Source organism: Acinetobacter sp. ANC 4910 (genome assembly GCF_004331035.1).
Classification (GTDB): Bacteria; Pseudomonadota; Gammaproteobacteria; order Pseudomonadales; family Moraxellaceae; genus Acinetobacter.
Map to the genome: position 1 here is coordinate 37,222 of NZ_SJNT01000010.1, position 14,063 is coordinate 51,284.

Consider the following 14,063-nt stretch of genomic DNA (forward strand, 5'->3'; position numbering starts at 1 on the left):
GTCGGCTTCATAACATGACCCGACCTTATTTTTTCACCCCAAATCAGAACTAGTTTGGAATCCGCACGCAGAAACCGACTTGCCCCTTTTGCTTAGGCGCCAATACACCTGGAATTGTCCATATTAACTGTCCTGAACTTTCTTGAGTTTGGCATCCTGAAACACTACACGACATGGTTCCATAAACTGTTCCCAATGGAACACTATCTTTAAGCACAATATCAACCAAGTTTTTATTTGAATTATTGGTATAGGTGATTTGATATTCCAAATAATCGCCTTTTGCAGCTTGGTTGGTTACAGTAAATGGCGTTGAGTCATTACTCGGTGCAGGGCATGCAGATGTTTTTCGCACCAGCTTGCTCATATTGAGACCTGCTGTACCAATGGTCGTAATATCATTCACACTATTACTTTCCTTGGATGTTGCAGCAGTATAAGTCGCCTTGCCATTGACCTTAAAGCTCGCAATAAAACGATCTCCGCCTTGTGCCGTAGTAGGCGAATTTACTCGCTGAATCAAACAAACCTTTTCATTGGCTTTTAATACACGACTGGTGAACAAATTCTCACCTTGATCTAACTGTGCATTACAGTTGCTATCCACGTAAACCAAACTCTGCCAAGGCTGATTGTTTGCGGGTTGCTGCTCTTTGGTTTCCGTTAAATTCAGCGCATTCATGACACTTTTTGCACTAAGCTCATGTGGATAATCCACCACATCACCTGCCACAATAGTTTTTTGTCCATTTTGGGTTAAGACCAACTGTAACTCGGCATCACCAAACAAGAAACCATCATAACTGGTCACATTTGCAGCTTTAGGAATCGTAAAGAAGTCATTACTGGTGTCGGCTGTCGCTGTCACGCTACTGGCTTTTGCAGAACTCACCGAGTCAAACCCTGTCAAATTACGCTGTACCAGACAAACATTACTGCGCCCAGCAAATACGTCATCTAAGGTTTGAATTTTAAAATCCCCATTGGCATTGCTGGTTGTAGATGCTAAAACTGCCTTACTACTACAATCTTGCAGTTCAACCACACTCCCTGCAATTCCCAATTCACCTACATCTACAATCGCGTTATACGCCTTAGAAACATCCGAAGTTGTACCACTATTATCGTTAAATACCCGCCCCGAAAATACATAACCTGCTTTTTTACTATTGGTCACGCGACAAACGAGTTTAGCGGCAAATTTCACATTCGCTGCTGGTATAGTTTGAGTCATACCATTTACGCCACCCAAATTCGCAGTACTATTTCCCGAAATGGCTGCATTGGTATCTGTACATTCAATACTTTTAAGTGAATATAAAGTCGATGCTGACTCAGTAAAACTGATGGCTGTATTTGGTGTTGCATAAGCCAATAATGAGCCTTGCTCGACGGGTGATGTACTTTTCTTTAAACGAACTGATTGTGCAGCTCCAACTACCGTTGTGACGACCTCACCACTGGTAATGGTTTCAGCATTAGCATTGCTCAAGTTGGTAAAAGCGCTAAAGTTGAAGCTGTCTGTGCCATTTTCAGACACTTTGTTCATTGCAAATGTTGGCTTTAAACAGGCATTGACTTCATTTAAGCCAATACCAATATCATCACCTGCGATACCAGAACCTGCATAACTCTGAAACTCTGTGCGTACCATATTGATACTAGTCACAGCCGTTGGCAAAGTAATGGTAAAATTAATTGAGCTTGGATCAGTTTGGTAAGACGTTAAAGTATAATCTGCCTGCGAAACCTGTGCACCATTTAAGGCATTAAAAGAGGCCGTTGAATTAGCGCTTTTTCCCGGTGTAGTTAATACAGCATATACAACGCCATCTACCAATATTCGCATGTTCACTGCTGTTGTATTACTTCGTGGCGAGCCATATGACCAACTCAAACGACCTTTTACTTGTAAAGCGCCATTTGCTCCTGTGCCATACATCACCGTATTCGGAAGAACTGTTGGACTCGAACCTGCAGTTTTTAGATTATTATCAAAAGCAGCTAAGGTATTATCTGCATCATACTTTCTAAAAGTAGTATCAGACACCAAATTTACTGCTTGACCAGATAAACACTGATTTTGGGAGCTGCCTGTGGTGCTTGGCGTATTTTGTGCAATAGTCATATTGGCTGTTGCACTGTTATTCGTAGAGTTTCGATCAAAAACACTCGTTGTAATTGATGCTGTATTCGCCACTGAACCTGCTTTATAAGCTAACCCTGTTATAGTGAACTCTAAATAATTAACATCTTTTCCATTTGCGGGAAGATTCAGCCCTGTCGCAGTTAAACTATTACTACTTTCTGAAGTGACCATGTTTGTAGATGTTGGGCAAATGGCCGTACCATATTTGGTACAAGTCCAACTCAAGCCTGAAAGATTAGTCGGAACAGGATCTGTTAAAACTGCATCCGTAACAGCCAAGCCACCATTATTCCAAGCCTTAATCGTATATTTCACAACATCGCCAGCATTATAGGCAGCCTTATCTGAATTTTTTGAGACTTCCAGATCGGCAGAAGCAAGTACAGTATCTTGGTCTGCTGTGGTACACGCACCTGTAGTTGAGTTAAATGAACGTGTAATACCATTTGCATTTAAGGTTGTACAACTTACCCCTGTTGATGAACCAAGTGTTGGCAGTTCAACTGTCGCTGTATTTGTTACTGTACTGCCTGCTGCTGCATCTACACGTGCTGTGACTAAAATTTCATAGAATTCGCCAACTGCTAAAGAACCAGTATCAATCGAACCCAAACTACTTAAAGCTGGGGCTGTAGTACATTTATTACTCGTGGCTGTACTACAAGCAACTGTTGTCGCGGTTAATCCTGTCCCAACCACATCTTTGAGTAATGTTCCCGTATAAGTATCTGGACCATTGTTGGTTACACGTACTGTATAAGTAGTTGTAGCGCCAGAATAGACTTGGGTTGTGGCATTGGTTTTTGAAACCACTAAATCCCCCACCATAGAGTCGACACTAGAACTATTAAAGACAAAAGCATCACGTAAAGTACTGTCATTCGATCCTTTCGTAATATTTCCCGATGTTTTATCCGTACGTACATAAACATTAAATTTCAAAACGGTAATCGGCGCCGAAGTTAAAACCTGAATACTTCCTGAAGCTCCCCCATCACTAGCAGTTGGGCCAAGGGATGTAGAGGTATTACGAATCTCACCATTATTAGTCACAGAAAAGTTGATGCCCGATAAAGCATACACATCACTGATATTCGCAGTTGTTGTTAATTTAAACTGTGCAGAAATACCAAAACGATCAACAACCTGACCATTACTTGTAGTCGTTCTCACCCCCCCCAGTCCAGAGATATTAATGATTGGATTTCTAACAGGTCTATCCCAAGTTAAAGTCACCTCTCCAGCTTGATAGCCCAACCCATTGTTTACTGCTGAGGTGTTTGCTGCACTGCCAATAAATCTACTGGTGTCCACAGTCATACGTAAACCATAGTTTGAATTAATATCAATCCCTTGGTTGGGCAAAGTTCGAGTAGACGAAAAATGAGAACTAAGAGGACTACCTTGATCAGCCAATCGAGTAAATACAGCTAATGCGGAACTACTCGCTGTAGAATCTGCACCAAACACCAAAGCTGGCGCATTATTTGAATCGTAGAGTTGATTTGTTAATGTGTAATCAACATTGATTTTTGGAAAATAATTTAAGGTGCCAGTATTATCATTCGGGTTATTCGCATTAAATACATAGGTATTTCTTTGCGCTGATACCGTCCCTCCTACATAAGGCGTTCCAGTATAAGAATTAGACATAATCTCAAGGGTAGGCGTTGCAGCATTTACAAGCGTGACAAAAAGTAAGCTCGTAATGAATAGTGACAAAGTACGAAGTGTTTGCATGAAGTTGAGCATCTGTGAATGCGTAGCACTACAATTCCTTGCTTGTTTATTAATTCCCCACATATTGCACCCCAAACTCTAAGCTATGACTTTCATTACTATTCACTGCTGCAACCGAACCTTTAATTGCACCTGTTTGTCCCAGTGCAGGTGCACTAAGTGAACCCACTTCACAGGTTGTACAACTTGGTGCTTTACTCATCACCATCGCTTCAGGCGTATAGTCATAAAAATTAAATCGACCAATTGCCGAAGCGCCCAAATTCTTCACCGTTAATTGATACAAAACACATTGTCCTGAACCATCTGCATTGCGTGTAATCGGCAATACATTTGAGGTATACGCACTATCCGCCACGCCATCACAGTTATTATCTTTGGCTTGTAATTTAGTTAAACGCACGGGTGCACTGGTAATGGTCGTAATGTCTGTCGCCGTATCTAGCAAAGTACCCGTACTATTTTTTAGACTAATGATGGAAGTGTTCACTACACCAACCGTGTTATACGCAGTATTTTCAACTTTATTAAAAATACGAATAGGCACTTTGCTGCTTAAAATAGAACTATTCACAACAGATAAATTCTGAATCATCGGGTCAGAAGCATCTAACTGCCCATCATTATTGGCATCATAGTAAAGCGTCGTGGTAAAGCCTGTTCGATCATTAGCAACGCTGAAAGTATCCGTTGCAGACAATACCGAAGTTCCCCACGGCTTTAAGCTATGGCTATAAACAATACTGCCACCTGGTGCAATTTGCCCACGTAAATCAGGTTCTAAACTCACCCCACCTTGACTCGCATTTGAATTAATCGTGATGGCGTTTTGAATCACGTCATACGCATTACTTGGTGCTGATGCAATGAGATTTGAAGAAGCGACTTTAAAATAAATCGGAATCGGTTGAGTTGTACTTTGAGCCTCTGCCCGAATTTCGACCACGGCGCAATAGAGCTGCGATTCATCATTATTCAACAAACGAGTTGAAGAAATTTCTGCGCCAAGCACCGAACAGTTTGTCGTCGATGTCGAAAAATAGCGGACTGAACTAATTTCAGGAGGCAATGCGACCGTTGCAAAATTATTATCGGCATCTGCACTAAAGTTATAAGTCGTCGCCTGGCCTGTATGACGCACTGTAAGTGGGAACACTACTGTTTGGTTATTTACCCCTGCTAAGGTTTTCCAAGGCGAACTGCCATTCGATACATTGCCATTTCCTGTACCGTTTGCTGTGGTTTCAGGGCTATTGACCAAGTCCACCAAACGAGAGGCTGTACTTTGAATCAGCGAGGTACGATCTTGTACCGTATCTATTTTAGTACTGTCTAAAATCGACTGTGCTTTAGGCACAATGTTATACATGGTATTGGCTGTATCCACATAGTCTGCGGGGAATGTGACCTTCACAATAATCGGAAGCTTAGCTCCCGCTTCGAGCATTCCTGTATCAACAATGCCGTCATTATTACTATCAAATAGTGGTGTGACGCCATCTGCACGATAGAATTCCAGTACACTACCTGTCGGTAAATTATGGCTGTTAAACGTTAAATTGAACCGATCTGCCACCGTTCCAGCATTCCAAACATAGTTTTCGAAGATAACGGTGCCACCACTACTTACCGCCGATTTAGTCAGTAAATCTGTACCGTTGACACTATTTGCATCAGCATTAATCACCACACCATACATTGGCTTAATGCTTAATACCGCAGTATTCGACTGTGTGGTTAAATTTGCAGTGGTGGAAAGACCGTCATGGTCGTAGTCCATATTTGCCAAGTTGGGAATGTCACCGGGTGCTGTACGTACCACACGAACTCGGAACTCAATATAGCCTTGTGCATTTCCAGGCACATTGCTGATCTGTGCACGAATGGTTTTACCATCCGTATCGAGATAATAATTAATTCCTGTCGGATCATTACTGCCTGTCGCAGAATTCAGTGCTTGCCCATTCCAGTTTTCATTACCCGTAACATAGGTCAACTGCGTGGTATCCAACAAGTCACTGATATTGACCACACCGCTGTTATTGCCGTTGTTGAAATAAGTTAAACGGACGGTTGCAATATCACCATTTACGACGCTTGTTTTATCAAAACTTTTGGTTAAATTTAGCACCGCCTGATCGGTGATTCGGGATGTATCAATATTATTTTGTGTCAGGCTGGGTTGTTGTGTAGAGGTTGCTGTGAGTTGAATCTGACTCGTGCTATTCACAGCAGCAGATGAAGGGATCATTGCTTTAACAATCAGTGCAACCGCCTCTCCAGCATTTAAGCTATATTGGCTAATCGGCGTATTATTGTCTGCCACACCATTGCGATCGGCATCCAAATAAATTTCAATATTACTGTGGGTAAAACTCCCGCCAGCAATTTGACTGCCCAACAAATTATAAAGATCGCGTTCATTCCCTGTATTGGTTAAAACATGATGATAATAAACCGCCTGACCTGGACGCACATATTCCGTTCGGTTATCTTTCAAACTCAGGTTATACACAGGAATCACGGTGGTCTGAACCAAATTCGAACGCGCCACTTGAACCACAGTAGAGCCTTCTTCTTTGTATTCGCCCACAGCCATGTTACTGATGACCAAAGCATCAGCAAAAACCCAAGTTGATGCCGTTGCCCCCAATAAGCTCAGCATGGCAATACGCATGTGTCGAATCATTTTCTTTTCTGCAAACATTTTCCGAGCCTACGCTTAAGGGTTAACACGAATAACAAAGTAGAAATTGGCTTCTTGATTTGGATCTAAACTATTCACCAAAGCTGAAACTTTCTCACCTGAAGATAAATTTGTCCCTGTCGGAACAATCACAGGCGTTCCTACAAGACTGGTGTAGGCAGGAACGACGTCATTAAACTGCACATTCTTCACCACAGAGCTACCATCATTTTTGAGCGTGAGTTTATAGGCCACACACTGATTTGGTTTAACCGAAACCAACTGGGTGGTATAGCTCAAAGCCGCTAGATCAGTGGTTATACAGCCACTATTCACTGCTTGTGTTTTCAATAACTGTAAATGCCCAGTGGCTACCGTAGTCACATCTGTGTTTTTTAAGTTGTCTAAATGAATTCCATTAAAATCAGAAATCTCAACCAAAATATCCGCCTGACTCATCACCCCTTCTGTTGCAGAAGGTGCTGCCTGAACTTTAAGTAAAAGCTGAATGTCTGCCTGAGCGACTAAACCTGTACCACCCAAAAGTTGATTTAGACTGGTGGTGGCGCTGATCATTTGGTCTGCACTATCAATTTGACCATTTTTATTCGCATCATAATAAAGGCTATAGACAAAGCCATCATTTTTAAGCGGAACCACTTTAAGGTTCACTTGAGAACCTGCATTTTCACCTTCCGCCATATTGCCCAAATTCTTTAAAGTGTGCACATAAACAATCGTCCCACCGACACCCACCTGTCCCTGCTGATCATTGGTTAGGGTGAGTAAGCGCACAACATTACTTTCAATTTGATCCTTAATGGAGTCCGCCTGTTGATTGATGGGTGATTGAATCGCAAACCAAATTGGAGCTGTAAAATTCTGTTGGCTTGCATCAACATCAATCACCGCACAATATGCTTTGCTTGCCCCTGCCGCCAAAGTTCCCGTATTGGTGATTTGCTTACCAACTGTTTGACAGCTTGCATCCCCCTCATAAAATTTGACGCTAAAGCCCGTTTTGCTTGTCGGCACAATATTGGCCACATCAATCGCGCTAAAGGATGCATACAAATTATAGTTATTGGCTTGGGTTGAAGTATTCTTTGCAACCAAAGGAAAAATGGCTTTACCCGAGACCACTTTAACCGTACGTAAAGGTTGACCTAAGTTATCCACGGTCCCCACACCTAAACCCGATTGGTCTGCGTTATATAAATCACTACTGCTCGATCCTGCAGTTAAAACTGTAATTTGGTTACGAATCGGATCAGAGACTGAACTTGAAGCAATCGAAGTTGCAACCACATCAATGTTGATATGGCTGACACTGCTACTACACCCTGTAGAAGCCGACACTCCGACCTGAATTTGTTTTACCGCCGCATTTGAAATTGAACCGGTATCCACTTTACCGTCACCATTGGTATCTGTGAGTAAAGTTTTTCCATCCTGCGTGTAAAAATTAACTTTGGCACAGCTCGGTAAATTACTTGAGCTGTAACTTAAATTATAAGTATCTGTGGTATTGCCAACATTCCAAACATAGTTATTAAAGAAAACTTCTTGCCCTGGTTTTAAACTGGCTTGAATGACCAAGTTATCGGGACTACTGTTGGGATTCCCGGCGTTCGTTGCTGAACTGGATTTATTATTTAAAACCACCCCATAGACAGCGGCCAAGTTATAGATCACGGTATTGGAAAAGCTGCTCAGTGTTACCGTGGTATTATCCGTGTCGTATTGTACAAAACCTGCCGTATTTGGAATTTTATTCGCTGCACCTTGTTTCACTTTGGCTTTAAAGCTCAGCGTGCCTGATGTTAGAGGTGCAACCGTGGCAATACTGGCTTCCAAACTCTTCCCATCAGCTTTCAGTTGATAAGCAATTCCTGTATTGGCTGATGCTTCAGTATCATTTGCATCGGTGAGTGCGGTGCTATTTTGATTCCAAATTGCCGAGCCTGATACATATTCCAAGGAATCATCCAAGACATCTTGCAACAGCACACGACGCGTTGCTGTACCTGTATTTCGATAGGTCAAAGTATAGGTAATCAGATCACCTATATTTCCTTCACTTGCACTTTGCGCTTTAACCAAAGCGATTACGGCATCGTCTACAACGCGAATCGTATCTGTGACTTGTGCAGAAAGCGTCGCATTTTGCTGGCTCACAGCCTTGAGGTCTAAACTACTAAGCTGATTAAAAGATACATTGCTAGGAATACTGCCCACAATCACAACAGCTAAAGATTGTCCTGCATTCAGCTCAATTGAACCTAGCAATAGGTCTTCGGTATTATCAGGTAAACCATTTTGATCACGGTCTGCATATACCTTTACATTACTTAAATCAAAGTTATCGCTACTGCTTTGCACTAAAGCCAAGGTATATCGATCAGCACTATTACCTGTATTGGTCAGCACGTGTGGAAGATTCACCACCCCGCCTATAGCACCATATTGGTTTTGATTTTGTAGCAGTGTTAGGGAGTATGTCTTTTGCACCTCCAATGCCACAGGATTGGAATTAACCAATAAGAGGTTGCCCATCTCATCGGTATAGTCCCCAGATGCAACGTTGGAAATATAGCTTCCTGGCTGAGGAAAAGCATGACAAACACCGACCAATAATAGCGATGCACTCCCCAATAACGCGCGATGTATTCTTGTTGTCATCCCCGGCATAAAGCAAACACTCACAAAATTTACAATAAATGATAAATAAGTCACAATATTATACATAAATGTATCATTTGTTGATTATTTTGCACACGCTTTTAGATAATTTTTATCATTATTCGTTGATGATTAAGTCTTGTACTGCTGTCGCCTAGGCATAGCACTCAAAAAAAATTGAGATGATACGTTGAGCGATTATTCATGATAGGGGCATATCAAATGCTGAATACAACGAAAGAAAATAGAAATAAACAAGATTTATCAATAGCTAACTAAAAACCTATCTCAAAAAACAAGCATTCTCTTAAATATTAATTCCAAAAATTACACAAAGTTATTTTCACTTTCCAAAATAAAGAAAAAATCTTGTTTGAAATAAACCACTCATAGCGAAGAGATGAATAAAAAATAAGGAAAATATTCCAATCATCATTCAAGGTGTTTGGTTAAATATTCTAGAATTTCAACTGAATTAATTAAACGTGAACAATGTTTAGGACATTTTAGACATTTAATTTTTTCGACTTCAAAAATGCATTGTTCATTTAACAAATGGCAAAATGCGTCAACATACCAATGCTGTTTTTCTTGATATACTCGAATAACATCAATATCCCGAATGGTCATTTGACCTTTTTGATTTTGATAAAGAATTTCTAGCGTTTTACACGGCGTACAAATACATTCCGGCTCTAAAGAAAGCCTATCCTGTTCTAATGCGTTCAGTGGGCATGCTTTTTCATTCGCACCACAAGGTTGCTTCCGTATTCTTTTACTTATCAACATGAAACTACCAAAGAAGATAGCCGCCAGTACAGCGCCCGCAATTTCCATCTTCAAACCGCACCTCGTTATCTCTTTAAAATTCTTTATCTATTTTAAACAACCGCAAAGACCGCGCGATTGTAGCAAATCCATGTCATTTTATTGATTCAATTTTCGCATTAATTTTTAGTTAATTTAAAAAATAGATTTATACATAAAGATAAATTAAAGAATCCACACATATAAGTGCTTATTTATATTATGTTCATCGAATTATTATTAATAATTAGAGTAAATTTCACTTTTCGAATACAAAGCTTAAAAAAAATCACTATTCTGTTAAACATAGACATTAAAATTAAATTAACTCTCGGAAAAAGTACTGGATTTAAAATATAAATACCTCATAACCAACATTTGATTCATTCACCAAATTAATTCCATTAAATAAAAAACACTTAAATTTGAACAAAGTGTAAATTCAAGTACTTATTTTTATATATGCTTTTTATGCATACATTACATTTTGAATTTTACTGACACAGACCCGTTTTGCTTGCGTCCCAATTCATTCCAACTGGTTAGCAATCGCGATAGATAAAAGACAATCTAATGAAATTCAGCCGCTGTAAACCCGTTCAGACAGCAGGCTTTGCTTCTAAATGTCAGGTGTTTCACACGCGGATTATTCAAGCAATTTTCTATATTATTCCAATTCTGTTCAATACGTTACTGACAAGAATGAGCCGTTGATTGGCATACACTTCATTTGCATCATTAATACCATTTTGATAAAGCTGTTTTCGCTATTCTATCTGCTATTATTTTTGGTTGAACACTGCTTAGCTTTACTTAATTTGGGTTAATCCAAATCAAGTTTTGGCGCAAAAAATTAAATAATAAATACACTTAGACCCACCAATAATGCCAAGACTCTGTCTACAAGATGATGACAATTCTGCTGTATTTACATTGACCGATTTACTCTAAACCCGCTCATTACAATGGAACAATAATCTTGTGTACTTTCCAACTTAAACCATCTCGCACCATCATCATTTTAAACACTTTAGACGACTCTGGGGCTTGAATTTTCACTTCAAAATCCTGCCAAGAGGTATAGCCGGCCTTATATTCAGGCTTATGTTGTTGTTTAGCATCAGCAGTTTCTTGACCGACTTTATCTTGATCAATTGCTTTCAAGCCCCGCCCTTGCAAGATCATCGTCATTCCTTCTGGTGTCACCACGACATCAACGATTTTATTTAACAAACTCGAAGCTAGCATTTGTCCCCAACCAGAGAAATGATCCTGCTCACCCCTCTTGTCTTGAAGCATATCTGCATTCATTTGATCTTTCAGGCTTTGTCGTACGCTTGGATAATCAATATATTGAGAGACTTTTTCACTGTCTCCTGCTTGCGCTGCATTTTTTATATTGTTCAACACAATATAAGGAGAAACATAAAAATAGGCTAACGCACAAAAAATAAGTCCAATAACCGTCCAAATGATTTTTTTATTCATTGTTCTTTTCCAAATGAAGCTATCTATAACCATAAAATAGCGTCTTCTTGAAAGAATCAAAAGCAGAAGACATGTATCTAAAAAGCACTTTCCTTCGAAGAACACTAAATTTCAGGCAATAAAAAACCCCCAAGTCTTAATATGCTTGAGGGCTTTTTAATATATGGTCCCGAGGGTCGGACTCGAACCGACACGTCATCTCTGACAGCGGATTTTGAGTCCGCCGCGTCTACCAATTTCACCACCTCGGGAAGGTGTTGATGCGTATATTAACCTGTTTAAAAACCTTGTCAACGCTAGATTAGCGCAATTGGTTAATTTTGAAACAGAATGGATTTTTTAGACTCTTATTTAACCAATTTCGACTAAGAAATGAAAAAAAGCATATACTACCGTCAGTTTTTTTAGCGAAATGTGTCATGCAACTTTCTGACTTCAATTTTGATCTCCCTGATGAGCTTATTGCTCGATATCCATTAGACACCCGCAGTTCATCACGCTTGCTCCATTTAGATGCACAAGGTCAATATCACGATCATCAGTTTACCGATATTCTGGATTTACTGCATGAAGGTGACCTCTTAATTTTAAACGACACTAAAGTCATGAAAGCCCGATTAAAAGGCAAACGTGCAACAGGTGGTGCCGTTGAAGTTTTGGTCGAACGTTTGCAGGACGCGTACATCGCACATTGCCATATCAAAGCCAGTAACTCACCTAAAGCAGGTGCAGAACTGTTTGTGGGCGCAGAAGAGATTAAAGTGACGGTACAGGGTCGCCATGAGAATTTATTTATTGTCGAATTTTCGCAACCGATTTTGGAGGTTTTAGACCGCTGTGGTCAGTTACCCATTCCACCCTACTTCAACCGTGAAGCAGAAGCGATTGATACTGAACGCTACCAAACTGTATTCAATGATCCAAGCAAATTAGCCAGTGTTGCGGCACCCACCGCAAGTTTACACTTCGATCAAGCTTTACTAGAGAAACTCGAAGCTAAAAGAATTCACAAAGCTTTCGTGACCTTACATGTAGGTGCTGGAACATTTCTGCCTGTTCGTACCGATGATATTGCCAATCATGTCATGCACAGCGAATGGTGCGATGTACCAGCACATACTGTTGAATTAATTCGTGAAACCAAAGCACGAGGGAATAAAGTCATTGCGGTTGGCACAACAGCAACACGTGCTGTGGAAAGTGCTGCTCAAGCACATGGCGGTGTACTCGATGCTTGGATCGGTGATACCCAAATTTTCATTTACCCTGGCTATGATTTTAAAGTGGTAGATCGTTTAATTACCAATTTCCACTTACCTGAATCTACGCTGTTGATGTTGGTTTCTGCATTATCCAATCGTGACAATATTCTCAATGCCTACCAACATGCAGTGGCTACAGAATATCGTTTCTTTAGTTATGGCGATGCCATGCTGATTGACCGTTTTACAAGATAACAATAACAAGGACCTCCTGCTCTTATGCCGATTGATACTGTGCGACATTCGATTCATATTCGTCGTAAAAAGAATCAGGTGGTCTTCCACAATATTGCTCGGCTTTGGGACATCGGGCGTCAGGCGCAAAGCCATCAACAAATTTTAGATGGCCTACATCCTTGGAATGCTCCTGTCACCTTGAAGTTTGAAAATACTCTGCCGTGGTTGCTTGCAATTACAGGCAGTATTTTTATGCTTGCGATTTTGATTCAACCCAGTAGTATTTGGGCGCAAGCTAGCCTGTTCTGTGGCGGGCTGATGGTATTTTGGGCCTATATTTGTTATGAAGATGACGACCCCGTTGAAGAAGTAATTGATTATCTCGAACAACAAACCATTGCACAAAAATATCAGTTGGCTTACCACCGCCAACCACAACATATTTCCGTTCCACTCAATCCTGTTTTATTTATTGCCCACTTAAAACGCCTGTTTCCAGTGTTTGAGCAAGGCTCTGTCTCTAATGATTTTCCATTATATGCAAGCACTGTTTGGACAGATGAAGAAAACAAGGACCATCAAGTACTGGTATTTCAATATCACTTTGTGAATGAAGTCCGCATGACTGATAAAGATGGCAATCAGGTCAAGGTTCAGGAAATACATCGTGATCTGTGGGGCGTATTTGTCTTTGGTGTTGACATGCCTGGCTTAGCGATCAGTACTGCGAGCAAATCGTTTGGTCATCCTTATTCTTTTGCATGGCATACCAGTGATATTCAGACCAATCAGCGACTCAAATTCTATGGCACCGATGAAATGCAGATGGCAAAAATGCTGACACCCGCCATGGTGCTTCGCCTATCGGACTTTTTTGAGTACCGTTCAGGAGATTTGTTGTTTCATCCAGAGAGTGATGTCCTGTGTTATCTAGGACCACATGATTTGTTTAAAATTTCTAGCAAGGCTCAGAATATCCAAGATATTTCCAGTTTACGTGGACACTTACGTACATTTAAACTACCTTATCTAGAACATTTAAAGTCTGATTTATTGAAACTTTTAAAATAAC

The 14,063-nt window shown here is 40.5% G+C and carries 7 protein-coding genes and 1 tRNA gene; 2 read left to right on the top strand and 6 right to left on the bottom strand.

The window, feature by feature from the left end; genetic code table 11:
* Positions 1 to 49: 49 nt before the first annotated feature.
* From E0H82_RS11860 to E0H82_RS11885, 6 genes are all read right to left on the bottom strand, one after another.
* Positions 50 to 3,952, bottom strand: a complete 3,903-nt coding sequence (locus E0H82_RS11860) for a DUF11 domain-containing protein (protein WP_131264991.1) — start codon at positions 3,950 to 3,952, stop codon at positions 50 to 52.
* On the bottom strand, positions 3,939 to 6,596 hold the full coding sequence (locus tag E0H82_RS11865; RefSeq protein WP_131264992.1) for a DUF11 domain-containing protein: 2,658 nt from the start codon (positions 6,594 to 6,596) through the stop codon (positions 3,939 to 3,941). Before E0H82_RS11865 ends, E0H82_RS11860 begins: the two co-directional genes overlap by 14 nt.
* A gap of 15 nt (positions 6,597 to 6,611) precedes the next feature.
* Positions 6,612 to 9,266, bottom strand: coding sequence for an isopeptide-forming domain-containing fimbrial protein (locus E0H82_RS11870; RefSeq protein ID WP_165492948.1), 2,655 nt, complete (start codon positions 9,264 to 9,266; stop codon positions 6,612 to 6,614).
* Positions 9,267 to 9,689: 423 nt separating this feature from the next.
* Positions 9,690 to 10,094: a WYL domain-containing protein gene (locus tag E0H82_RS11875; protein ID WP_131264994.1), complete on the bottom strand. Its 405-nt coding sequence runs from the start codon at positions 10,092 to 10,094 to the stop codon at positions 9,690 to 9,692.
* 930 nt (positions 10,095 to 11,024) lie between these two features.
* Positions 11,025 to 11,552, bottom strand: a complete 528-nt coding sequence (locus E0H82_RS11880; RefSeq protein WP_131264995.1) for a DUF2939 domain-containing protein — start codon at positions 11,550 to 11,552, stop codon at positions 11,025 to 11,027.
* A gap of 164 nt (positions 11,553 to 11,716) precedes the next feature.
* Positions 11,717 to 11,803: transfer RNA gene (locus tag E0H82_RS11885), tRNA-Leu, on the bottom strand.
* 168 nt (positions 11,804 to 11,971) lie between these two features.
* Between E0H82_RS11885 and queA the strand changes: the two genes are divergently transcribed.
* Together queA and E0H82_RS11895 are read left to right on the top strand one after the other, a co-directional pair.
* Positions 11,972 to 13,009 (top strand): tRNA preQ1(34) S-adenosylmethionine ribosyltransferase-isomerase QueA, encoded by a 1,038-nt coding sequence (gene queA, locus E0H82_RS11890; RefSeq protein WP_131264996.1) that lies wholly within the window; start codon positions 11,972 to 11,974, stop codon positions 13,007 to 13,009.
* A gap of 24 nt (positions 13,010 to 13,033) precedes the next feature.
* Positions 13,034 to 14,062 carry a hypothetical protein gene (locus E0H82_RS11895; RefSeq protein ID WP_131264997.1) on the top strand — a complete coding sequence of 343 codons (1,029 nt, stop codon included), beginning with the start codon at positions 13,034 to 13,036 and terminating at the stop codon, positions 14,060 to 14,062.
* Position 14,063 lies beyond the last annotated feature (1 nt).